General features: G+C 40.8%; 23 protein-coding genes and 1 pseudogene. 16 read left to right on the top strand and 8 right to left on the bottom strand.

Going from position 1 to position 22,187, the window contains the following annotated elements; translation table 11 throughout:
• Positions 1 to 381, top strand: a complete 381-nt coding sequence (gene qoxD, locus MKY83_RS18250; protein WP_007497818.1) for a cytochrome aa3 quinol oxidase subunit IV — start codon at positions 1 to 3, stop codon at positions 379 to 381.
• 55 nt (positions 382 to 436) lie between these two features.
• Here qoxD and MKY83_RS18245 read toward each other — a convergent pair whose 3' ends face one another.
• Positions 437 to 703: a spore morphogenesis/germination protein YwcE gene (locus MKY83_RS18245; RefSeq protein ID WP_003215279.1), complete on the bottom strand. Its 267-nt coding sequence runs from the start codon at positions 701 to 703 to the stop codon at positions 437 to 439.
• A gap of 476 nt (positions 704 to 1,179) precedes the next feature.
• Between MKY83_RS18245 and MKY83_RS18240 the strand changes: the two genes are divergently transcribed.
• From MKY83_RS18240 to MKY83_RS18230, 3 genes are all read left to right on the top strand, one after another.
• A complete protein-coding gene (locus tag MKY83_RS18240; protein ID WP_185108040.1) occupies positions 1,180 to 2,391 on the top strand; it encodes an FtsW/RodA/SpoVE family cell cycle protein in 1,212 nt (403 codons plus the stop codon).
• Between the two features lie 110 nt (positions 2,392 to 2,501).
• Positions 2,502 to 3,251, top strand: a complete 750-nt coding sequence (nfsA, locus tag MKY83_RS18235) for an oxygen-insensitive NADPH nitroreductase (protein ID WP_065097787.1) — start codon at positions 2,502 to 2,504, stop codon at positions 3,249 to 3,251.
• A 56-nt stretch (positions 3,252 to 3,307) separates the two neighbouring features.
• Positions 3,308 to 4,309 (top strand): LLM class flavin-dependent oxidoreductase, encoded by a 1,002-nt coding sequence (locus MKY83_RS18230; RefSeq protein ID WP_106066026.1) that lies wholly within the window; start codon positions 3,308 to 3,310, stop codon positions 4,307 to 4,309.
• Between the two features lie 324 nt (positions 4,310 to 4,633).
• Here MKY83_RS18230 and MKY83_RS18225 read toward each other — a convergent pair whose 3' ends face one another.
• Positions 4,634 to 7,060: a S8 family serine peptidase gene (locus MKY83_RS18225; protein WP_185108038.1), complete on the bottom strand. Its 2,427-nt coding sequence runs from the start codon at positions 7,058 to 7,060 to the stop codon at positions 4,634 to 4,636.
• Between the two features lie 499 nt (positions 7,061 to 7,559).
• On the opposite strand from MKY83_RS18225, the gene MKY83_RS18220 reads away from it, so the two are divergent.
• The 7 genes and pseudogenes from MKY83_RS18220 to MKY83_RS18190 all read left to right on the top strand — a co-directional run bounded on the left by MKY83_RS18220 (position 7,560) and on the right by MKY83_RS18190 (position 14,011).
• Complete coding sequence (locus tag MKY83_RS18220) at positions 7,560 to 7,838, top strand: hypothetical protein (protein WP_044140240.1); 279 nt, start codon at positions 7,560 to 7,562, stop codon at positions 7,836 to 7,838.
• A gap of 52 nt (positions 7,839 to 7,890) precedes the next feature.
• Positions 7,891 to 8,724 carry a PRD domain-containing protein gene (locus tag MKY83_RS18215; RefSeq protein WP_185108036.1) on the top strand — a complete coding sequence of 278 codons (834 nt, stop codon included), beginning with the start codon at positions 7,891 to 7,893 and terminating at the stop codon, positions 8,722 to 8,724.
• Positions 8,725 to 8,978: 254 nt separating this feature from the next.
• Positions 8,979 to 10,367: a sucrose-specific PTS transporter subunit IIBC gene (locus tag MKY83_RS18210; RefSeq protein ID WP_106066984.1), complete on the top strand. Its 1,389-nt coding sequence runs from the start codon at positions 8,979 to 8,981 to the stop codon at positions 10,365 to 10,367.
• Between the two features lie 19 nt (positions 10,368 to 10,386).
• Positions 10,387 to 11,844 (top strand): sucrose-6-phosphate hydrolase, encoded by a 1,458-nt coding sequence (locus tag MKY83_RS18205; RefSeq protein ID WP_185108027.1) that lies wholly within the window; start codon positions 10,387 to 10,389, stop codon positions 11,842 to 11,844.
• 500 nt (positions 11,845 to 12,344) lie between these two features.
• Positions 12,345 to 12,536 (top strand): annotated as a pseudogene (locus MKY83_RS18200) (septation ring formation regulator EzrA); the annotation flags it as partial.
• A gap of 65 nt (positions 12,537 to 12,601) precedes the next feature.
• Positions 12,602 to 13,717 (top strand): hypothetical protein, encoded by a 1,116-nt coding sequence (locus MKY83_RS18195; protein WP_185108025.1) that lies wholly within the window; start codon positions 12,602 to 12,604, stop codon positions 13,715 to 13,717.
• 45 nt (positions 13,718 to 13,762) lie between these two features.
• Entirely contained in the window at positions 13,763 to 14,011 is a 249-nt protein-coding gene (locus tag MKY83_RS18190) for a DUF2651 family protein (RefSeq protein ID WP_185108023.1), read from the top strand.
• A 30-nt stretch (positions 14,012 to 14,041) separates the two neighbouring features.
• On the opposite strand, the gene MKY83_RS18185 is transcribed toward MKY83_RS18190, so the two are convergent.
• From MKY83_RS18185 to MKY83_RS18175, 3 genes are all read right to left on the bottom strand, one after another.
• Positions 14,042 to 14,308, bottom strand: coding sequence for a YesK family protein (locus MKY83_RS18185; protein WP_342487556.1), 267 nt, complete (start codon positions 14,306 to 14,308; stop codon positions 14,042 to 14,044).
• Positions 14,309 to 14,433: 125 nt separating this feature from the next.
• Positions 14,434 to 14,580 (bottom strand): hypothetical protein, encoded by a 147-nt coding sequence (locus MKY83_RS18180; protein WP_155758700.1) that lies wholly within the window; start codon positions 14,578 to 14,580, stop codon positions 14,434 to 14,436.
• On the bottom strand, positions 14,567 to 15,733 hold the full coding sequence (locus MKY83_RS18175) for a Rap family tetratricopeptide repeat protein (protein ID WP_106066987.1): 1,167 nt from the start codon (positions 15,731 to 15,733) through the stop codon (positions 14,567 to 14,569). The genes MKY83_RS18180 and MKY83_RS18175 overlap by 14 nt, the downstream gene beginning before the upstream one ends.
• A gap of 871 nt (positions 15,734 to 16,604) precedes the next feature.
• On the opposite strand from MKY83_RS18175, the gene MKY83_RS18170 reads away from it, so the two are divergent.
• Both MKY83_RS18170 and MKY83_RS18165 read left to right on the top strand, forming a co-directional pair.
• A complete protein-coding gene (locus tag MKY83_RS18170; RefSeq protein WP_008359596.1) occupies positions 16,605 to 16,859 on the top strand; it encodes a hypothetical protein in 255 nt (84 codons plus the stop codon).
• Between the two features lie 79 nt (positions 16,860 to 16,938).
• Positions 16,939 to 17,421, top strand: a complete 483-nt coding sequence (locus tag MKY83_RS18165; protein ID WP_113767848.1) for a hypothetical protein — start codon at positions 16,939 to 16,941, stop codon at positions 17,419 to 17,421.
• Between the two features lie 45 nt (positions 17,422 to 17,466).
• Here the strand turns inward: MKY83_RS18165 and MKY83_RS18160 are convergent, their stop codons facing one another.
• Both MKY83_RS18160 and MKY83_RS18155 read right to left on the bottom strand, forming a co-directional pair.
• Positions 17,467 to 18,276 carry a bifunctional hydroxymethylpyrimidine kinase/phosphomethylpyrimidine kinase gene (locus MKY83_RS18160; RefSeq protein WP_113767847.1) on the bottom strand — a complete coding sequence of 270 codons (810 nt, stop codon included), beginning with the start codon at positions 18,274 to 18,276 and terminating at the stop codon, positions 17,467 to 17,469.
• A 126-nt stretch (positions 18,277 to 18,402) separates the two neighbouring features.
• The gene (locus tag MKY83_RS18155) at positions 18,403 to 18,708 is read right to left on the bottom strand and encodes a general stress protein (RefSeq protein WP_065097796.1); all 306 of its coding nucleotides are present in this window, start codon (positions 18,706 to 18,708) and stop codon (positions 18,403 to 18,405) included.
• Positions 18,709 to 18,836: 128 nt separating this feature from the next.
• Here MKY83_RS18155 and MKY83_RS18150 point away from each other — a divergent pair, with 128 nt between their 5' ends.
• Both MKY83_RS18150 and MKY83_RS18145 read left to right on the top strand, forming a co-directional pair.
• A complete protein-coding gene (locus MKY83_RS18150) occupies positions 18,837 to 19,664 on the top strand; it encodes a glycosyltransferase family 2 protein (protein WP_126740954.1) in 828 nt (275 codons plus the stop codon).
• Positions 19,661 to 20,341, top strand: coding sequence for a uracil-DNA glycosylase (locus tag MKY83_RS18145; RefSeq protein ID WP_126740953.1), 681 nt, complete (start codon positions 19,661 to 19,663; stop codon positions 20,339 to 20,341). Before MKY83_RS18150 ends, MKY83_RS18145 begins: the two co-directional genes overlap by 4 nt.
• Positions 20,342 to 20,374: 33 nt before the next feature.
• On the opposite strand, the gene MKY83_RS18140 is transcribed toward MKY83_RS18145, so the two are convergent.
• Complete coding sequence (locus MKY83_RS18140) at positions 20,375 to 21,616, bottom strand: aldehyde dehydrogenase (RefSeq protein WP_342488697.1); 1,242 nt, start codon at positions 21,614 to 21,616, stop codon at positions 20,375 to 20,377.
• A 221-nt stretch (positions 21,617 to 21,837) separates the two neighbouring features.
• On the opposite strand from MKY83_RS18140, the gene MKY83_RS18135 reads away from it, so the two are divergent.
• Positions 21,838 to 22,170, top strand: a complete 333-nt coding sequence (locus tag MKY83_RS18135; protein ID WP_065097800.1) for a YwdI family protein — start codon at positions 21,838 to 21,840, stop codon at positions 22,168 to 22,170.
• The last annotated feature ends 17 nt before the right edge of the window (positions 22,171 to 22,187 follow it).

Here is a 22,187-nt window from a genome sequence, read left to right as displayed (position 1 = left end):
ATGGCTGGAAAAACACATTCCTCAGCAGAGCACGAACACTTCCCTTGGAAACACGTAGTTGGCTTCATCCTATCCATCGTGCTAACCATCTTAGCATTCTGGATTGCCATTGGAGCTGAAATTGGCAGTTCTGCAAAACTATGGATTATCTTTGGTTTTGCCTTCATTCAAGCGTTCTTACAGCTATTCATGTTTATGCACATGACAGAAAGCGAGAACGGAACTGTTCAAGTCGGAAATACATTGTTTGGTCTGTTTTGTGCGATTATCTTCGTTATCGGATCTGTTTGGATCTTTGCGGCTCACTACAGCCACGGAGAGAACAGCAAAGACGGTTATTCACCTTCTGCACCAAAGCAATCTGAGCATTCAGAGAAATAATAAAAAACCACTCATCTCTCAAAGGTGAGTGGTTTTTATCATGATGTTGTGTTATTTATCTGGTGCTGCTGAATCTTTTGCGAATGAATGGAAGTCCATAAATGAGGAACGCTGCAATGTGTGCCAAAATGACATTAATGGCAAAGAATGCGATCATGAAGGTATGTCCTGCTGGAGATAAACTGCTTGTCATGTAAAGACCGAAGAAAATCCACATAATCATAATGGGTGGAATAGAAGCTAGTGCAATTTTTCTGTTTTCAAGCCATAAAAACAGGGGTGTAGCCGTTGCAATACATAGGTACGCAAAGAACATATCCATCGTATCCAACTCCTTTGTAAGTTGATGTTCAATTCAAATGAGAGGTCAGGATGCAATTGTGTCTGTTTTTAGGAGATATTGTGAACATTTTGTTACAAGTATTATACCACAATTGACTTTGAAGTAAACTCAATAATTGGAAAATGGGCCTTATTCCGTAGAAAGTGGCTTTTTCCTTTTCACTCCGTACAGCTTATGCTGGCTTAATAATTGCTTGTCATATCGCCACATAGGTCATTGAATTTTCCCCTTAATATCTGTAAAATAATCTTTTTAAAGGACTCATGATCGGTTGAATGGTAAGAGTATAGAGGGATTTTTTCCTATTGTTAGGATGAAAAGTATTTCATTTTTTGAAAAATGGTTGGAACCTTTCGGATGTATCTTCCGTCATATTTAAGGTGAGTTGCTTTTGTGAAAAATTCAATCTAATATAAATAAGGGCTTTTATGTTTTGTAATAAGGGTGGTTAGTTCATGAACAAGCAGAATACATCTCCGTACTATCAAGGGGATTTAATTTTTATATTTTTAGCCTTCTTTGCCATCAGTGTCATTTCTATATATGCTGCGGGTCAGTTTGAACAATATGGTAGTGGTGCATGGACAAGGCAAATCATTTATTATCTCATTGGAGCAATTTGCATTGTAGCCATTAATTATTTAGACCTTGAACAGCTTGAAAAGTTGAGTATATACATCTTTCTAGGTGGGATACTTCTTCTAATTATTTTAAAATTGAGCCCCGCTCAGATAGGGGGTAAAGACTTTGCCCCTATAAAAAACGGAGCCAAAAGTTGGTTTATAATTCCAGGGGTTGGAACACTTCAGCCTTCAGAGTTCATGAAAATTGGTTTGATTATGATGCTCGCGTCTGTCATTGGAAAGTCTACACCTAGGGGAAAAAGGACATTAGAAGATGATATTATTCTATTATTAAAAATTGCCGGTGTAGCAGCTGTTCCAGTTGGACTGATTTTCTTACAGGATGCAGGTACGGCAGCTGTCTGTATGTTTATTGTCGTTGTGATGGTGTTTTTATCAGGGGTCAATTGGAAGCTGATTTCTCTCATCGGTTCTGTGGTTGTGCTTTTAGTTGCCGCTGTGTTAGCCGTGATCATACTTTTCCCTGATGTTGCAAAAACAATCGGCATTCAGCAGTATCAGATTAACCGGATTACCGCTTGGCTGCCTGATAGTTCTACGTCAGCCAACCAAGCGCAGACTCAGGATGCGTCTGGGTCTGATAAATACCAAGTAGACCAGGCCATTATGGCTATTGGTGCTGGACAGATTTTTGGGAATGGGGTTAAAAACTTAAAGGTCTATGTCCCAGAAGCACAAACAGATATGATTTTCTCCATTATAGGAGAAGCCTTTGGTTTTATTGGCTGTGCGTTTGTTGTGATCATGTTCTTCTTCTTGATCTACCGGCTTGTCGTGCTGATTGATCGTATCCATCCTTATAGCCGATTTGCGTCATTCTTTTGTGTAGGATATACAGCACTTATTGTGATCCATACGTTCCAGAACATTGGAATGAACATAGGCGTAATGCCTGTAACAGGGATTCCGCTCCTATTTATCAGCTTCGGAGGAAGCTCTGTTTTATCTGTTCTCATTGGATTCGGGATTGCTTATAATGCAAGTGTTCAATTAACGAAATACCAAAGTTATTTATTTAAATAAAACGGGTAAGGGCAGTCTAAGCATAGACTGTCTTTTTTTATTCGAATTTTAATTTTTGAAAAGCCATATGTTTTTGTCTTATGATAGTAGAAGTGAAGGAGGTCTTCGAATTGAACAAAACGATAGAAACGATATTAAATCATCGGTCCATCCGTTCGTTTACAGACGAGCGTTTGTCCGAAGAAGAGGTGCTGACACTCATTAAAAGTGCACAGGCTGCTTCGACATCAAGCTATGTACAGGCGTACAGTATTATTGGTGTGACAGATCAAGAGAAGAAGGCCAAGCTTGCTGAACTGGCTGGGAATCAGCCATACGTTGAGAAGAATGGGCATTTCTTTGTCTTCTGTGCAGACTTGAAACGCCATGATGATATTGCAAAAAAAGCAGGGAAGAATCATCAGGAGGCGCTTGAGAATACGGAAGCCTTTCTCATTAGCGTCATTGATACGGCGCTCGCTGCGCAAAATATGAGTATAGCTGCAGAATCAATGGGACTTGGGATCTGCTATATTGGCGGCCTGCGCAATCAACTGAGAGAAGTCTCTAATTTGCTTGAAACGCCATCATATGTGCTGCCATTATTTGGTCTGGTTGTCGGACATCCAGCGAGTCAATCGTCACAAAAGGAACGACTGCCAGTTGAACTCATTTATCATGAAAATTCATATCAGCAAGATGAAGCACATGTGGATCGTTATATAAAAGAATACGATGACCGTATTTCATCTTATTATGAAGAACGAACAAACGGAGAGAGAACAGATACTTGGTCTAAGCAGATGCTTCGCGGCTTTAGTCAGCCAAAGCGTGCCTTCCTTGGAGAATTTGTGAAAGAGAAGGGCTTTAATCGAAAATAAATAAGACATCCCCCTTTCAATGGAGAGAGGGGGATTTCTGTAAGAGGTGCAGTAAGATGAAATTAAGTATACTGGATCAATCTCCTTTAATTGGAGATGCAACACCTGCTGAAGCCTTGATGCAAACGGTTGAATTGGCAAAGCAGGCAGAGAATTGGGGCTATCACCGTTTTTGGGTATCAGAGCATCACTTTTCAAACCGGCTTGCAGGATCAAGTCCAGAGGTGCTTCTCGGTCATTTATCAGCCGTTACGTCACATATACGTATTGGCTCAGGCGGTGTGATGCTGCCCCACTACAGCGCCTATAAAGTAGCAGAGAACTTCAGGGTTCTTGAAGCACTCGCTCCTGGCAGAATCGATCTTGGAATTGGACGTGCTCCTGGTGGTATGCCCATTTCCTCCATAGCTCTTCATCATGGTGAACGAAAACGTCTAGGTGATCAATATCCTGAGCAGGTAGAAGAGTTGAAGGTCTATTTACACGACCTAGCGGATGAATTTTACCCGCTGCCCCATTTAACCGCTTCTCCGAAGGTAGAGACTGCACCAGAGGTATGGATGCTTGGTTCCTCTGGAGGAAGTGCAAGACTTGCGGCGAAAGCAGGTGCAGGCTATACGTTTGCTCTATTTATCAATGGCGAAGGCGGAGAAGATTCTGTAGAGCAATATATCAACCGGTTTGAACCTTCAGCATTCGGTGATGAGCCGCGCGTCAGTCTGGCGGTCTTCGTTTTATGTGCTGAAACAGAGGAACAGGCAGAAAAACTGGCAGTCAGCTTAGATTTATCCTTACTCGCCAATGAACAGGGGCAAAACCTTGGGGGCTTTCCTTCATATGAAAAGGCACAGGCTTATTCCTATAGTCCATATGAACAAAAACGAGTGGCTGCCAATCGTCAAAGGATGGTGGTTGGGACGCCATCTTCTGTGAAAAAGCAGTTGACGGCACTAACGAAGGCTTATCGTACAAATGAAGTGATCGCCGTGACCATCACTCACCGCATGCAAGACCGGCTCACATCGTATCGTTTATTAAAAGAAGCCTTTGATGCATAACGTATGTATGTCTGTTTACCGTCCACGCAGCCAGTAGAGAGGGAAGAGGAGCATCATGATGAAAATAAACGCGGCTGTCACCAGCAAACTAAGCGGGTAAATGAAGGACACATAGACCGTTAGCTCGCATGCTTGATGAAAAGGACGAGGATGTTTCGCGTGGAAAAGGGTGAGAAAATACACCAAGGTGATCGTTAGAAAAAAAGCAGTAAAAAAAGAAACGATCCATAGCAATATCAACATCAGTCTCTCTTTCCTCCATATATGATCGAAAAGCCTTGATGAGCATATCCGCTCATGCAAGGCTTTTCTTGTGATTCACGTTTATTCAGGGTGAATTTCGAAAGGTTCCTTCGTTTGAACAGTGTCGGATTTCCCTTTCAAACTGGCATACGCAAGCATTGTATACTCACCAGGTTCGAGCTTTTGACCTTGATTGATCGTGCCATTCCATTTTACGCGGTATTCTCCTTTATCAACATGTTGATAAACACCTGCTTCACCTAAATATTCTCCATCTGTCGAGTAGACGAGGAATGCAAGGTTTTCAGCTCCGCCAGGAAGATAGCTGCTAATGACATAGCTTCCAGCACGGTTATCCGGCTCTACAGAAACCGAAGTGACGCGAGGATAATCAGGCTCTTTTACAATCAATAAAGTCGGAATCTCTGTGACCTTTCTGCCATTTTCGCGAAGGGTAATGCTGCCTTGGTACGTTCCTTTTTTCGTTTTACCGTATTTCACTTGTACCGCGGAAGTAAAGGACCCAGTGGAATTCCCTTTGACAGTGATTTTTTTCGTTCCATTTGTGCTGATGCCGCTGCCATCGAATTTGTAATCAATGGTATACGTTTTCGGTGCTTTTGAAAGGTTTTCTACCTTGAATTTCTTCGTTTTGATTTGAACGCCTTTTTCTTTCAAGAAAGTGCCGTAAGAATAACTCGCATCAGAAACGATAGATGACGCTTGGAGTGATTCGATGATGCGAACACTGCCTGTCCCTTGTGTGTTGTGAGGGAATGGACTGCCGTTTGCGTCAAATAGTTTTTCTGCTGTATTCATCAGCAATGCTTTGATTTGTTCTGTTGAGTACGATGGTTTTGCTTGCTTCATGATCGCTGCAACCCCAGCCACATGAGGTGAAGCCATGCTTGTCCCTTGCTTTGAGCCATATCCGTAAGGCTGAGAAGCATCATGCGTTGGGATTGTACTCACAATGCTGACGCCTGGCGCTGATAAATCAGGCTTAATCATCCACGTATCCACAACTGGTCCGCGAGAGGAGAAGTCAGCGACTTGCTCACTAAGTTCTTTGACAAATTGAATGGAGAAAGTTGTTGTATTGTTTCCAGCCTCAATGGCTTTGACAAGCGCCGCTCCTTCAGCTTTTGAAAGCTTAATCGTTGGAAGAGCAAGTCCCGGTACATCGACTGGAATTTCTCCATCGGTGTTGTTATACATCACAACGCCGATTGCACCAGCAGCTTTTGCATTGTCGACTTTATCAACAAAGGCAATGGCTCCTCGTTCGATCACGGCAACCTTTCCTTTCACGTCGATGTCTTCAAATGCTTTTTCGTCACCGATACCTGCATGGACGAGTGTGACTTGTTTTTGGTCAAGTGCTTTTAAATCACTCTCTTGGTAGTAACCCATCACTTTTGATGTAGAATAGTTCGGGAATTTTACATTGTAAAGGCTGTACGGAAGCTGAGTTGCTCCGACAGAAATGGCATCTCTTGACGTGCCGGGAGAACCGACTGTCCAGCTGTTCGGACCACTGTTTCCATTCGATGTGACAGCGACAACGCCTTCAGACATGGCCCAATCGAGTGCGATGCTTGTGGCATAATCAGGGTTATTCACACTGTTTCCGAGAGAGAGGTTCATGACATCTGCTCCATCAGTAACAGCCCGGTCGATGCCTGCAAGGACGTTCTCAGTTGTCCCAGACCCGCCTGGCCCAAGTACACGGTAGGCAAGAAGCGTGGCATCCTTTGCGACACCTTTAATTTGTCCATTGGCAGCAATTGTTCCTGCGACGTGTGTGCCATGGTCTGTTGATTCGCCTCTAGGGTCTCCTTTAGGTGTCTCTTGCGGAGAATAATCGTTATCAACAAAATCATAGCCTTTGTATAAACCGAAGTTTCCTTTTAAATCAGGGTGGGTATAGTCTACTCCAGTATCAATGACAGCGACTTTTACCCCTTTTCCAGAGTAGCCGGCATCCCAAGCTTTTGGGGCACCGATAAATGGAGCGCTTTTATCCATAAGGGGGGAGACATCTTCGTTTGGAAGCTGGATGCTTTCTTTTTTCACTTCATCTGTTTGATATGTAACATCCGGATAAACGGCTTTTACTCCGTCAACTGCGAGCAACTTCGGAATTTCGTTTGCAGGAAGTTTCATAGAGAAACCAGAGAAGACTTTTTCATATTCTTGACGAACACTCGCTTTATCAATTTCTTTGAGTGCTGCATTTTTTACTTTTGTTCGAGATTTTTTGAGGGAGGCCTTTGTTTGAGCTTTGCCTTCTTGCTTTGCTTCAACTAAGGATTTTTCCTTTAATTCAACAATGACAGTGGTATGTTTTCTAGATTTGACATTGATTTCACCGAAGATTTCTGCTTTTTCCAGTTCCACCTGTTTGTTCGATGGAGCGGCACTAGCCTGTTGACCTGTAAAGAATGTGGATAAAATAAAAATAGTGGAGAACAATAGAACAGAAGAACGAGAGATGACCTTTTTCATTAATTTTCCCCTTTCTAGCTGTGTTTTAGGGAGATAGCCTTTCTTTTTGTGGATAAATAGGAAAGATTCACTGCCCGTTATTAAGTATTCAATACGTTGAAAACAATTCCTTTACTAAAATGGTCTTATTTTACATAGTCACAAAGAACTATTTTGTTTATAAAGTCTCACTTATGCACAAACTCCTGTTGATAACTCAATTATTTAGGTACATATATGGAAAACAAAAAAATCTCATACACAAAATCTAGTAATGGGGTGTTGATATGTGGATAAACCCTGTTGATAAGGTGTGCTTATCTTTTGGATATAGTGTGTATAAAATTTTTATTCAAACATCCACTTACATGATGAACTTCTGCACTTTTCAACAAAACTTCTGAAAACTAGTTTGTTTTTTCACCCAGATTGTGACAAATCTCTCTTTTTTCTCGGGATATGATAGGAGCAGTTGTTTTGCTAGAACTGCTAGATTCTAAGAAAAGCGGAGGGATGTTCAGTGAGGAAATTCAAAAACTGGTTGAGTGTATGGTTTGGTTTCATGATGAATGTGCTTGTGAATCCTGGTGTGATGATGAAGCAGCAACGTTTTCAGGCGGCCGCGGTGGATGAACGTTTCTTTCAAGTGGTGAAAGAGAGAGAGCTAGAGAAGCTGGCAGAAGAAAAGAACAAGAAGCGCAGGTCAGAGAAACCGTTTAAGCAAAGTCTGATGATGCTTGATGAGAAGACGACGAGAGAGGCGCGTGCTGGTCCGCTCTTACCTTTACATGAGAGATGAAACAGGGTAAAATCCCACATAAGAAACGTTATCTGGTGGGAGAGGATACCCCTTGAAGATATATAAGATATTGAATAACAATGCAGTGATTGTAAAGGAGGGTGATCAGGAGAAAATTGTGATGGGTCCCGGAATTGCTTTTCAGAAGGGGAAAAATGACGTCGTTCCCGTTCAAAAAATAGAGAAAATCTTTGTTGTGCGTGAAGAAAATGAGAAATTCAAACAAATTCTTGCGACATTGCCCGAAGCGCATATTGAGGTGGCAGAGCATATCATCAGTTATGCGGAGGGTGAACTGATGATGCCGCTTAGTGATCATATCCATATATCACTGACTGACCATTTATCCTTTGCCATTGAGCGTATTCAAAAGGGCATTGTGCTATATAATAAATTGCTTGGTGAGATCAAAGTCTTATATAAGCAGGAATATGACATTGGGAAGTATGCCATTCGTTATGTAAAGGAGCGGCTCGGGGTTGAACTGCCGGACGATGAGGCAGGGTATGTGGCACTCCATATTCATACGGCCAAAATGAATACGGAGTCTATGAAAAAGACCGTGAAATATACAACGATGATCAAAGAAATGATCGAGCATATAGAAAGCTATTTTCAGCATTCAATTGATGAGGATAGTATTTCCTATCAGCGACTTGTGACACATTTGAGGTATGCATTAGGCAGGTTGGAATCAAATGAGGCATTTCAAATCATGGACGATGACATGCTGAGTTTTATCCAAACAAAGTATGATTTGGCTTACCGGTGTGCACGTGGACTCGCTGATTTGTTGAAAAATGAATATGAACTTCATCTCCCTGAATCGGAGATCGGCTACATCACGCTGCATGTCCAGCGTCTGCAGGATGCCGAATTGGTTTAGTGTTTGTGCCTGCATGCAGGCTTTTTTTTATGCACACTACTCTAAATAGTGTATATGGGTCAATAGATTCGAAAAAAGAGGTTGACGCAGGTCACACTCTTATACTATGATGAAAGCGTAATCAAAACTTGATATCGTGGGATTGTGACTGTCAGGCAGGCAAGACCTAAAATTTGCGTAACGAGGGGACGTGTATGTCCTTTTATCGTTAGTGAATTTTAGGTCTTTTTTGCTTTAAAAAAGGAGGAGACAACATGGATTATCAAAAAACAGCCAAAGAATTAACAGAACTATTAGGCGGCAAAGAAAATGTCATCAGTGCCACGCATTGTGCAACAAGACTCAGATTGGTGATGAAAGATGAGGAACTAATTGACAAAGATGCCATTGAGGAACTTGAAGGGGTAAAAGGGGCTTTCTCAAGCTCGGGGCAATTCCAAATCATTTTTGGAACGGGAGCGGTCAACAAAGTATATGAACCATTTGCTCGTGAGACCGGCCTTGAGACAGACGACGAGAAAGAAAAACCTGTCAGCCATGATGAAGCAGTGAAACAAAAAATGAATCCACTTGCACGTTTTGCAAAGACGTTATCAAATATTTTTGTACCGATCATTCCAGCCATTGTTGCAAGCGGTTTATTAATGGGGCTTTTAGGTATGATGAAAGCCTTCAAATGGGCTGACCCAAGCTCCGCGATTTTTCAAATGCTTGATATGTTCTCAAGTGCAGCCTTTATCATTTTGCCCATTTTAATTGGTGTCAGTGCAGCGAAAGAGTTTGGTGGAAATCCGTATTTAGGAGCCGTTATTGGGGGGATTATGATTCACCCGAACCTGCTCAACCCGTGGGGACTGACGGATGCGAAACCAGAGTATATGCATTTATTCAATTTTGATATTGCTCTTCTTGGTTACCAAGGAACAGTCATTCCAGTGTTATTGACTGTGTACATCATGTGTCTTGTTGAAAAGAATTTAAGAAAAGTGGTTCCGAACAGTATTGATTTACTTGTGACCCCATTTGTGACGGTGATTGTGACTGGATTTGTGACGTTTATTGCTGTTGGACCGCTTGGAAGAATGCTCGGTACAGGAATTTCGAATGCACTGACATTTATTTATGATCACGCAGGGTTCTTAGCAGGGCTCATTTTCGGAGGAGCCTACTCTCTCATTGTGCTCACAGGGGTCCATCATAGCTTCCATGCGATTGAAGCAGGATTGCTGAATGATATTGGGCGTAACTATTTGCTCCCAATTTGGGCGATGTCCAACGTAGCGCAAGGCGGAGCAGGCTTGGCGGTTTTTTTCTTAGCGAAACGCGCGAAAACAAAAGAAATCGCACTTCCTGCAGCCTTCTCAGCTTTCCTAGGGATTACCGAGCCTGTTATATTCGGTGTCAACCTCCGCTATCGTAAGCCGTTTATCGCCGCGATGATTGGAGGCGCATTAGGCGGGGCATTTGTTGTCTTCACAAAGGTAGCAGCCAACGCCTATGGTTTAACGGGTATTCCGATGATTGCGATTGCAGCGCCATTCGGTGTGCAAAATGTGGTAAATTATGTGATTGGTATGTTAATCGCTGTTGCTGTTTCATTTACTCTCACCATCATCTTCAAAGTAAAAGAAGTCGAAAAATAATCAAGGAGTGGTCACAGTCATGACAACAACTGACGCAGCACTTCGTCAAAAGGTAACAGAACGTATTCGAAACTATGAGCATTTGGTAAAAAAAGATGTGTATCGCCAGCATTTCCATTTAATGCCGCCAGTTGGTCTTTTAAATGACCCGAATGGGTTGATTCAGTGGAAAGGGATTTACCACGTTTTTTATCAGTGGCAGCCATTCAAAACGGGACACGGCGCAAAATTTTGGGGCCACTACACATCGACAGATTTAGTGAATTGGCAGCACGAGGAAGCCGCCCTTGCGCCAAGTGATTGGTTTGATCAAAATGGCTGTTATTCTGGCAGTGCAGTCATTGACGATGGACATATGTATGTGATGTACACTGGCAACGTTCGCGATGAGCAAGGGAACCGCGAGACGTATCAATGTTTAGCTGTTTCAGAGGATGGCATTCATTTTCAGAAAAAAGGTGTCGTGGCGACGCTGCCAGAAGGATTCACCGCCCATTTTCGTGATCCGAAAGTATGGAAGCGAAATGGCAAGTGGTACATGGTTCTAGGTGCACAAAGCCTGAACCTGAAAGGTAATCTTGTCTTGTTTACCTCTGATACTTTAGACAATTGGACGTTTCAAGGCATCATTGCAGGCAGTGGGAAAAATGGATTAGAGGATTTCGGCTATATGTGGGAATGTCCAGATCTATTTGAATTAGATGGCCGAGATGTATTGATTGTGTCGCCACAGGGATTAAAGCCAGATGGCTTAAAATATCATAATACACATCAATCAGGCTATTTTGTTGGGAGATTGGATGACCATACTTATCAATATACGCACGGAGCGTTTGAGGAGCTGGACCGAGGCTTTGACTTCTATGCGCAGCAAACCTTTCTAGACGAATCAGGCAGACGCATTTTAATTGGATGGATGGGAGTGCCTGATCAAGGAGAAGAGCATCACCCAACGATTTCGTATCAATGGATACACTGCCTCACCATTCCGAGAGAGCTGCGTTTAGATGATGACGGACATCTGATTCAAAAGCCAGTCACTGAGCTTCAGGCGATGAGAACCAACGAACAAGAGCATATTTTCCATATCAAACGCTCCGTTCAATCGATTCCTGTAGATGATATTACGAGCGCAGAGTTATTCATTGATCAGATTGATACACAAAAAGGGTTTGAATGCTGTATTCGAGCGGCAGCCCGTATCATTTATGATAAAGGTGAGGGCAAACTGACACTAGAACGAGATCGATTTGAAGATCGATCAAAAGAAGTTCGAGAAGTAGCAATAGATGAATTACACGACCTTCACATCTTTATCGATGCATCGTCAATTGAGATTTTTGTAAATGGAGGCCGAAAAGTATTGACTGCTCGTTACTTTCCTTCCCCGGGAAATAAATCAATCTCGATCAGTGGCAGAAATGAAACAAAGCTTAAACTAAAAACATGGCATTTACAAAGAGAAGCAGGTCAATGATCTGCTCAACAAGTAGAGAAAACGTCTACGTCTCCTACAAGTGATGATCAGTATGATGTGAAATTGAATTTTCCGGTTGATAAGTACAAGAAACAGCGCAATGCTATAAATAAGGGAGCTCTTCAGCCGCCTGCACAATTGATAGAGAAGATGTCGATTAAAAATAGGAAATGTCAAACAAGAAAAAAGAGATGAATCATGAGGTTGTATAGGTAGAAATCAACCTGTTGAAATATTACTACTAAAGCTAAAGAAGAGCGAAAAAGAAGCAGGAAGGGATAGCCTGCTTCTTTTTATTTTGTGCAGTGATTAAACCTCTATTTTCCTTAAAAGCGCAGAGGAAGTGTTTGTACATGCCCAATGAAAGAAATACAATAACAGCGTTCCATTGTTGGAAAAGGAACGGGGAATTGAAGGTTAAACCCAAACCTTTCAAGAGACATATTCTAAAAAGACTAATAGGATATATGCTACAGGGTGATATTGTCTTGGTTTTCTAAGACAAAAAGAAGCCATACAATTTGAACTTCTTTGACAAGAAAACTACAAAAAAATTCTATTGCTCTCAATTAGCTTGGAGGGCTTGGAAAAATCAAGGTCATGATATTGACAATAATAAAAAAGATTCAGTTGTGTCACCGATGGAATTAGTTAGCTCTAACAACACGAAGGTCTTTTATCATAAAAAGTAAGTTAATAAGCAGTCGGGGATTTCCCCGATTGCTTTGCTTGTTTAAAATTAAAAGGAGATGATTGAATGAAATACTTTAAGTTGCTTTTATCAGCTTGTGCCATAGCATTAATATGTACAGCATGTTCAAAGAAAGAGGAGGCTGTGGGAGACTCTTCTAAGGGAGAATTGAGCAATATGAAAGATAGTAAATTTGCTGTAATTCATTCAAAGATGATGAATAGGGGATGCGAGATAGTAAACTATAACGATATAGGGAGTAAGCTATCAAGCGTGTCATTAAAAGACTGCGTGGGATTTACTTCGTCTACTCAGAGTGATAATAATATGTACTTCTCATCTAATAGGTCTAATTATCATGTCTCGATAGATAAGAATAATGGCAAGGTAAACCATCTACAAACAAAATCACTTTCAAAATCTACAGAAGACGAGGGAGCATTTTTTATTAACTACTCTAATGGCTATGTTCTACATGATATAAACGTTGGCTATGTAGAAGGTGGATTAGCAGGAGAGTTAGTTTATTGGGAAGAAGACAGCGGAAGTAAAGAGCAACTCAAATTCAACGGAGAATTGAGGACAGCTATATTTGACCATAAAAAAATATATGCCATTTTGAACAATGATGAACATATCATATTATCCTCTATAGACCCAAAAAGTCATAAGACTAAAAGAAAGAAACTGGACATTGACTCTGTTTTTTATCCTGACAACAATGAATCATTAAATAATTTAAACAATAAAGAATTAATGATTGCTGTAAATGATGATGTCGATAGTAAGAAAAATTCTATGTTAATTATAATCAACAAAGAAACTCTCGATAAGAAAAGAGAAATCGTAATGGATAAGGGGTTCACTATCTACAAGATTCATGTAGATAAAGATAAAATTACGATAATATCCCATGAAGGAGAAGTTAAAATGTTTAACAGAGACTTCAAAGAGATATCTTCTGAAAAAAATCCACTTAATTTTAAATCAGATGACGAACGTTTAGAAGAGGTCAAGATTTTAGACGGCAAAATTTATGCATTGGTAAGAATGTTTGATAGAGATAAGGATGGAGTTATTGGCAGAATTATTGAATATAATATTGAAAGCAAAGACTCTAAAGAGATATCTCTAAAATCTGATAGAGATTGGGAAATGACAAGCTTGGAAGTTGTAAAATAACTGACGAGGAGCGTGGAGTAAATCAACTTACATTATCTTGAACCCATGAGGCTTGTGTTATTCACAATGCCATTGTTGTATTTGGCTTGGGGGATTATTGGCTATTTAATCTTTAAGAAGGTTCATGTGGTTTTAACTATCACATTTATAACTTCAACCATTTTTATATTTGCCTATACTGGGTTTGACATGTCAAATATGTATTGGGTAGGGGTGGTGACTTTTTTATGCATGTGCACCTCTGTAATTACAAAAATTATTCGAGACATGTATATTCGCTATAAAAAAGCATAATCAACAAGCTTATGTCCACAAACATAAGCTTTATTTTTGTTTCATACCACTAAAATAACTCAAAATGCTTGTAATAATTAAAGTGATAACTGATGAAACTAACAAAGAAATGCTGATCGCTCCTAACCCTAAACCTTCCCATCCTCCCACAAAAAAGCTTATGAGCAATAAGATGATACTTACCATCATTAAAACTGCTGGAAATCCATACTGGAAAGATGACTGGTTTTTTTTAAAGATTAAAGAAACGCCTAGTATAATAACTGTAAGGATAGTTGTCAGTAGCCAGAAAGACATTTGTTTTTCCCCCTTGAAAGAGATGATGAAAGAACCCTAATGAATAACCAGGGTTCTTTTCAATATCGTATCACTGATTTAAGCTGTTTACCAAAGCAGCCAGTCACAGAACCTTTTCTTTGATCTTATATTTTATTTCCAGCTTCTTTCCCTACACTCGATGTAATCACTTTGTCAGCCACTTCATGTGAGACAGCAGCAGAATGAAAAATTGGTAACGCTAATGCTACAGTTACAAGCATGATGGGAACAAAAATTTTACTCTTCAACATATAATAATTCCCCTCCTTGAATTAACGACTTTGCTTCAAGAGCTCTTTCATAAAAAACGACAGCAATTTCCAACTGCCCACTTCTATTATAGTATCGTGCAGCTTCAAAAGCTAGTTGATACACATCTTCGTAAAGATTTTTGCTTTGTAGAGTATCAAGCCAATGTTTTAACTCTGTGATCGCATTTGGTGTCTTAGATTGAAAATAAAGGAAATATAAAAATTTCATTTCTGCTTCATAAATTATGTCATCCAGTTGTTGGGCCGCCGAGACCCCTTTCTCAAAAGTTTCGGCTGCTGGAACAACCTGTCCTAATTTCAAGAGAGTGTATAACTTGTTAAAATAGGATTTTGGAACATGTGATGTTTCATTCTTTTCAAAAAGTTCACAAGAAGTATCAAAATGGGACAAGGCTTCTGTATATTTTTCTAAGTGGAAATAACACTTGCCTAAGTTAAAGATCGTAGAGGATATAAGGTATTCGTTTTTCGTCTGCTGTGCAAAAGAATGGGATTTTTCAAAGTAAGTAAGTGCATCAGCATATTGTAGCTTAGATAGATAATTTCCAGCGATGACTGAATAACACCAGGCTATTTTTTCTTGCATTAATGGTTGTTCTGTAAATAGACTCAATGCTTTATGTGCAAACATGACAGAAATTTGATACTGGTCTATATGGTAGTACACTTCTGATAACTTGTAGTAAAATTCAGCCTTTTCAATAGGGTCTTCAACATCCACAAGAATTTTTTCAGCACTTTTATAAGAACTGATCGCCTCGTCAAATTGTTTTTTCCTAAATTCGTGCATTCCTTTAAAAAACCAGAAATAAAAATCTAACATCTTTTCAATTTGATCTTTGTCTTCGTGAAGTGATTGATCAATCTTATGTTTCTGCTCATTTATCTGAACCATATATTCATCTAACTCTTGGCTAGATAACTTAGGCTTGAGGTAGCTTAGCATTAAGTCATGTCGAAATTCTAGAAGACTAAAATATAATAAAACAGTTTGATTTTCCTCCATACTGTCAAAGAGTCGTTTAACATCCGCTTTTAAAAATTCAGCATCAGTTATTTGATCTTTTTTGATGGCTGAATACCATTCATTCAGTTTGATCGCAACCTCGTCATAAGTGATAGAACCACCCATATATACGCCCCCTTCATATTCCTATAAAACCAATTATATACAATATTTTAACATGTCTAACTATTCTAAAATCGAACAGATGCGCTATTTATGTAAATTTTCGGTATACCGCAAAATCAAGCTGACTCTAAGAGGGAAAATGAGTAATTCATATAACATATGACATGCTACACATTACTTATTTTTACATAAATGTTGGAAAATAAATCGTCATCTGCGATAATAAGTCTAAATTGTGGTGAATAGAAAGGGGCAGGTAATTAATGAATCACTTTAAAGTTATGATATTGAGCCTTACCTTATTAATGGGGATCACAACTAATGTACATATAAATTCCTCAAATGATTTTCAAACCGCAGAAAACGGATACTTTGGATAAGCATTAGGAGAAGTAGACTCTCCACAAGTTTACTTTTTCTATTGGGTTTTCTAGTGTTAGCAAAAAGGCGTACTGGAATAAAAAGCAACTCCATTAATGATTGATTGAAAAAAGAACAAAGAAAAAGCCCTGTCCGCAGGGCTTTTTTGTTCGTCTTTATTTAGTTCGATGCTTCATTTTATGAATTGTTCTATAAGCCGATTCAACGCCAATGAAAACGACAAAGAATATAACTATCCAACTGAACAGGTCAGCCCAAACATTGGACATGTTTAGCTGGGGTTAGCCCATTCCATTATACCGCTCTGGTTTTAATAGTGAAATCAACCTGTATCTTATAGCCTATAACATGTATATACAAGGTTGGCTGGAAGCGGTTTGATGACGTTTTACATATATGATAACAGGTGGAATTATGGTATCATTTTAAAATATATACAGCTGAGGCTGACGTTTATCCAAATGCGGTAGGACAAAAAGGGGTTGTTTACTTGAATTCAAAACAGCAGCCGACGACTAGAAAACGCTTGGAGACAATGGCAGATCATGTTGAAGATAAACGTGAAGAATATAAAGAATTGCTCATTCAAGTCCAATCTATTCTCGGTGAACCTTCTCTAGAGCAGGAAGAATTAAAAGAGAAGCTGTCAGATACGTATAAACAAATGAAAGAATATGCCTTATTTGTTGAATCTATTGAAGCCTTTATTCGAAAAATGGCGAAAGAATCTGATCAGCAAAAGTAGGTATCCTTTATGGATAAAAGAGTGTACCCATACGCGGGTATGCTTTTTTTCATGAAATAAAAATGAAAAGTGTCGTCAATTGAAGATAGAAACGTATATTTATTTGGAGGACAAGAAGAAGTTTGTACCCATTGATGATATTGAAAAGATCAAAACATTCGTTGCTACGAAAGAAGATTTTATGGAACAAGGGTTTACAAACCTTGAAGGCACAATTACGTTCGATCATGAGGAAAAGGGGAAAATAGAGGATTTCGAAAATCCAGATTCTATTGAAGAGTTGTGGCATTATTACACAAACATTTTTGAGAAATATGTGGAAGAAGGGTATGGAAAAATATATTATCCAAGTGTTCCATTAGAGATACAGTTAGAAAAAAGATCTGATCATGAAGTGATGTTATCGCTTGATAATCAAACCTTAATTGCAGAGTATAAAGAACTTGTGCGTCATTTTATTGAATCTGGTCGTGAGTTCATTCGCTTTCTAGAAAACATAGCACCGCAGGTAGATCATTCTGGTTTCACCAATCAATTGAACGATTTAGAAAAAACATGTTAAAAACAAAAACCGATTCACCCAAAAGGCGAATCGGTTTTTTCTACTCTACTTATCAAAACGATGAGCAGAGTGCTTTGTTGGTCCGATGTATTCATTTAGCTGGAAAGAGCCTTTGATGGCAGCTGTGATGAATTCTTTTGCTGCATAAATGGCTTTTTTCACGTCTGAGCCGTTTGCTAGTTCAGCTGTGACTGCTGCTGAGAATGTGCAGCCTGCGCCGTGTGTGTATTCTGTGTCGATCTTCTCTGTTTCAAGTCGTTCGAAGGTTTGTCCATCATAAAGCAAATCGATCGCTTTATCTGGGCTTAGCTTACCGCCTCCAGTGATGACCACATACTTGGCACCAAGTTCGTGAATGCGTTTTGCTGCTTCTTCCATTTGTTCGATCGTTTTGATCTCACCGATTCCGCTTAATTGACCTGCTTCGAAAAGGTTAGGCGTAATGACGGTTGCCAGTGGCGTGAGCTTTTCGCGCAGTGCTTCCGCATGCTCCGGATATAGCACTTCGTTCGCACCCTTACAAACCATAACAGGATCAATGACGACATTTTTTAGGTCATATGTTTTGATGGTGTCCGCTGCAAGTTCGATCACGTCGACTGTTGGGAGCATACCCGTTTTCAGTGCATCTACCCCAATGCCTTCTACAATGGTAGAGAGTTGCGCACGAATCGTCGCCGTATCAATTGGAAACACCTGATGATCCCAATGGTTATGTGGGTCCATTGCAACGACAACGGTTAAAGCTGTCATCCCGTAGACGTTTTTTTCTTGAAACGTTTTTAAATCTGCTTGGATACCTGCACCGCCGCTTGAATCCGAGCCTGCGATGGTGAGTGCTTTATTCATAGACATAGTTGCTGAACCTCCAATGTGATGTGTAACAGTTACTGTTCTATCCCTTATTATAATCAGCTTTTCCGTTTATCACAATGAAACGACATAAAAAAGCGTTCCACCTTAGGAAGAACGCCTTTCCCCTTACCTTTTACAAATCACCAATTTCCCCTTTTTCAGTTCGTCTAAAAGTGTTAAAGCTAATTCCTGATCGGCGCCAACCGACATCATTTTGGCCATGAGCTCGTCATCCCGGGTGCGGATGACATTGGCAATTTGATCTAAAATCCCTTGATCGACCGCTGTCATGCTTTTGGCATTCGTATGCTCTGTGACGGTATCAGAGCGTTCTGGATCGTACGCAAAAACAAAAATATCATCCTTTGGTGAACGTATTTGTTCAATGGTCTGTTTCGCTTCTTTGCTATTTTCTACTGTGAAATATTCCATCGTGATCACTCCTTTTCATCAAAAATTCCCATTTTCCCGTCACATCAAACCGCCTTTTATATCATGAGAAGAACGTCATTTTATGTTTTAATGGAAAAAGACGAATCTATTAAAGGAGTTAGCTGAATATGAAGATTTCCTTATTAATTGTGACACATAACCGGCTCAGCGCACTGTGTGAGCTGCTTGAATCTATTACGAGACAAACCGTACAGCCTTTTGAAATTGTGGTTGTGAATGATGCAGGAGAGCGCGTCGAGATCATTCAGGAACTCTACCCCGAACTTCCGATCCGCTTGATCCATTTAGATGAGAACGTCCAGCATGTGAATGCTAGAAACGTGGGGGTGCGGGAGCTGACAGGCGATGTGATCATGCTGAGTGACGATGATGATTACTTTACACCTTGTCATATTGAACGTATGAGTAAGGCGCTGGAGGACGCCGATTTTGTTTTTTCTGATGCTGAAATTGTGTCATTTGAAGAAAAAGGTGCGACCCGCTTCCCGGTGTCAAGACGTCTGTTTGCGTATACAGCTGCTATTGAGGATATGCGTGTCTTTTCTACATACGTTCCTTCCGGCAGTATGTATAAACGCTGTATACACGATGAGATTGGCTATTTTGATCCAGCGATGCATCATTACTGGGATTGGGACTTTTTCTTACGTGTCACGCAGCACGCCCGGGTCAAACGAGTGCCGGCTGCCAGCGTGATCTATGCGTTTTTTGATGGCGGAGGGAATCAGTCTAGTGATCTTGGTGAGACAAGGAAGAACTACTTAGATGATCTAAGTGAAAAGCATGGGCTGGGTGACCTTCCGACAGCGAACTTTGCTGTCTTATTAGAAGAACCAGCGATGAAAAAACGAGAATCAGAGAGTGAGATTGTGTGGGACGGAAAACCGATGATCTCAAGACTAACGCAGCAGACACAAGGAGGAGAACCCCAATGAAGCCATTTTTAAATGATAGCTGGTGGGCTGTGATGAAAAGTGAATTTGAACAGCCATATTATCAGGAATTACGTGAATGGATGAAGGAAGAATATCGTACGCAGACCGTTTTTCCGAAACCGGATGACGTTTATCGTGCGCTTCATTTGACGTCATATGAAGAGGTCAAAGTGGTGATTTTGGGACAAGACCCGTATCATGGCCCAGGTCAGGCACATGGATTAAGCTTTTCTGTTCAGCCTGGTGTGAAGCATCCGCCATCGTTGAGAAATATTTTTCAGGAGCTAAAGGATGATCTTGGCTGTCCTGTTCCAAATCACGGCTCACTTATGAGCTGGGCAGAGCAAGGTGTGCTGCTCTTAAACACTGTGCTGACCGTAAGAAAGGGCGAGGCGAATTCTCATAAAGGCAAGGGCTGGGAACGTGTGACAGACCGCGTGATTGATGTGCTGAATGAACGTGATCAGCCCGTCGTTTTTGTGCTGTGGGGAAGACATGCTCAAAATAAGAAAGAACGGATTGATCAAAACAAGCATTTCATCATTGAGTCCCCTCATCCAAGTCCTTTTTCTGCAAGAAACGGCTTTTTTGGCAGTCGTCCGTTTTCAAAGGTAAACGCGTATTTAAAGCAAATGGGGACAGAAGAAATTAACTGGTGTATCCAAGATATTGAATAAAAAGAGGACGAGGGGAGAGACCCTTCGTCCTGTTTATTTTAAAAATTTACGAACCAAGTCGAGTCCGTTTTTCGCATTTGGATAACGGAAGGAAAAATCGAAGCGATTGGTTTGGCGCAGGACGCTTTTTTCATGCGTAAACGTAAAGAAGCTTTCTTTCCCGTGATATCGTCCCATGCCGCTTTCACCCACGCCTCCGAATGGCAGGTAAGGAGTAGCGACATGCATGAGCGTGTCATTGATACATCCTCCACCAAATGAGAGATGGTCTAGAATATAGGCTTCTGTTTCTTTACTTGTTGTAAATAAGTAAAGCGCAAGCGGCTTCGGTCTAGCTTTGATCATATGAGCTGCCTCGTGCAGAGAATCGAAGGTCATGACAGGCAGAATCGGTCCGAAAATTTCCTCCTGCATGACGGGATCTTCCCATGTGATGTGGTCTAAAATGGTCGGAGCGATTTTGAGCTCGTGTTCATTGCGCTGTCCCCCCGTGACGATCGTTCCATTTGAGAGGAATTGTGAGAGCCTGTCAAAGTGACGCTGGCTGACATTTTTCCCAAAGTGCGGATGTGTTTCCGGTTGTTCGCCATAAAAGTCACGGATACAAGCTGTCATTTCCCGCAAAAGTTCTTCTTTAATGGATTCATGAACAAGCAAATAGTCTGGTGCAATACACGTTTGGCCAGCATTGGTGAATTTGCCGAACGTGATTCGCTTTGCCGCTAATTTGATATCTGTATCAGGCGTGACGATGCAAGGGCTTTTTCCGCCAAGCTCAAGTGTGACTGGGGTCAAATGCTTTGCGGCGGCTTCCATGACGATTTTGCCGACTGCCACACTTCCTGTAAAGAAGATATAATCAAAGGGCAGTTTCAACAGCTCTGTACTCACATCTACACCGCCTTCTACGACAGCTGCATGGTCTTCTTGAAATACACGTTCCACCATTGCACTGATTACTTCTGAAACTTGCGGCGTCAGCTCAGACGGTTTTAAAATAACGGCATTACCCGCAGCAATGGCACCAACTAATGGAGAAAGGGCCAATTGGAAAGGATAGTTCCAAGGAGCAATGATGAGCACACTTCCATAAGGTTCCTTCATAATCATACTTTTCGACCCGATATGAGTGAGGGGCGTTCGCACGCGTGTTGGCTTTGCCCATTTGTGGAGGTGCTTGATGGTATGATTGATTTCTTCATACACCATCCCGACCTCTGTTGTGTAGGCTTCCTGTTCGGATTTATGTAAATCATGGGCCAAGGCTTGTAAAATATCCTTCTCATGCTGTTTTTTGTTTCTGAAAAAGTGTTGTGAGTTTGTCCATTATTCAATCCTTTCATAAACGATGTTGTTTCTTTTATTATGTGTGAATGACGATGCCGGGTCAAATAGGAGAGGCGTGAGCGCACTGCTTTGAAAAAATGAACCATTTCGTTTGTTCATTTGGTAAAATAATGTTGAAAGACGATTTTTTTAGATTGGAGGGTCTACCCTTGAATATTCATATATCAAGCCTGCTCCAAAAAATGGAGGAAGCGGTTCAAAAGGCGAAACAAAGTGGAAATGATGAAGAGGTGAAACGTCAAGTGGCGGCGATTTCTTCACTATGTGATGTCATTCTCGATGCACCATCACAGGTGCAAATGCCGCAAGCGCCGATTATCTCGCCACCTTCTTCGATACAGACACCGCCCGCGCCGCCCGTATCCTCAGATCAAGCCATGCTTGAGAAACTGATGGGTGCGAGTGGTGCGAAGAAATTTCAGCATCAAGAAGAGGGGCAAAAAGAGAAGGATGGGAACGGCGACTCTATCTTTGATTTTTAATGGTCTTGTCACGACAA

Origin of the sequence: Bacillus sp. FSL M8-0266, assembly GCF_038613425.1 — a bacterium.
GTDB lineage: Bacteria > Bacillota > Bacilli > Bacillales > Bacillaceae > Bacillus > Bacillus pumilus.
This window is presented reverse-complemented; position numbering and strand designations above follow the sequence as displayed.

Bases quoted from the DNA above. Each gene is read 5' to 3' on its own strand.
- MKY83_RS18145 (WP_126740953.1), top strand. From the start codon at position 19,661: ATGAAGCCATTTTTAAATGATAGCTGGTGGGCTGTGATGAAAAGTGAA.
- MKY83_RS18150 (WP_126740954.1), top strand. From the start codon at position 18,837: ATGAAGATTTCCTTATTAATTGTGACACATAACCGGCTCAGCGCACTG.
- MKY83_RS18210 (WP_106066984.1), top strand. From the start codon at position 8,979: ATGGATTATCAAAAAACAGCCAAAGAATTAACAGAACTATTAGGCGGC.
- MKY83_RS18180 (WP_155758700.1), bottom strand. From the start codon at position 14,580: ATGTTGAAGAGTAAAATTTTTGTTCCCATCATGCTTGTAACTGTAGCA.
- MKY83_RS18225 (WP_185108038.1), bottom strand. From the start codon at position 7,060: ATGAAAAAGGTCATCTCTCGTTCTTCTGTTCTATTGTTCTCCACTATT.
- MKY83_RS18245 (WP_003215279.1), bottom strand. From the start codon at position 703: ATGGATATGTTCTTTGCGTACCTATGTATTGCAACGGCTACACCCCTG.
- MKY83_RS18205 (WP_185108027.1), top strand. From the start codon at position 10,387: ATGACAACAACTGACGCAGCACTTCGTCAAAAGGTAACAGAACGTATT.
- MKY83_RS18230 (WP_106066026.1), top strand. From the start codon at position 3,308: ATGAAATTAAGTATACTGGATCAATCTCCTTTAATTGGAGATGCAACA.
- MKY83_RS18155 (WP_065097796.1), bottom strand. From the start codon at position 18,708: ATGGAATATTTCACAGTAGAAAATAGCAAAGAAGCGAAACAGACCATT.
- MKY83_RS18240 (WP_185108040.1), top strand. From the start codon at position 1,180: ATGAACAAGCAGAATACATCTCCGTACTATCAAGGGGATTTAATTTTT.
- MKY83_RS18190 (WP_185108023.1), top strand. From the start codon at position 13,763: ATGAGGCTTGTGTTATTCACAATGCCATTGTTGTATTTGGCTTGGGGG.
- MKY83_RS18160 (WP_113767847.1), bottom strand. From the start codon at position 18,276: ATGTCTATGAATAAAGCACTCACCATCGCAGGCTCGGATTCAAGCGGC.
- qoxD (WP_007497818.1), top strand. From the start codon at position 1: ATGGCTGGAAAAACACATTCCTCAGCAGAGCACGAACACTTCCCTTGG.
- MKY83_RS18185 (WP_342487556.1), bottom strand. From the start codon at position 14,308: ATGTCTTTCTGGCTACTGACAACTATCCTTACAGTTATTATACTAGGC.
- MKY83_RS18175 (WP_106066987.1), bottom strand. From the start codon at position 15,733: ATGGGTGGTTCTATCACTTATGACGAGGTTGCGATCAAACTGAATGAA.
- MKY83_RS18195 (WP_185108025.1), top strand. From the start codon at position 12,602: ATGAAATACTTTAAGTTGCTTTTATCAGCTTGTGCCATAGCATTAATA.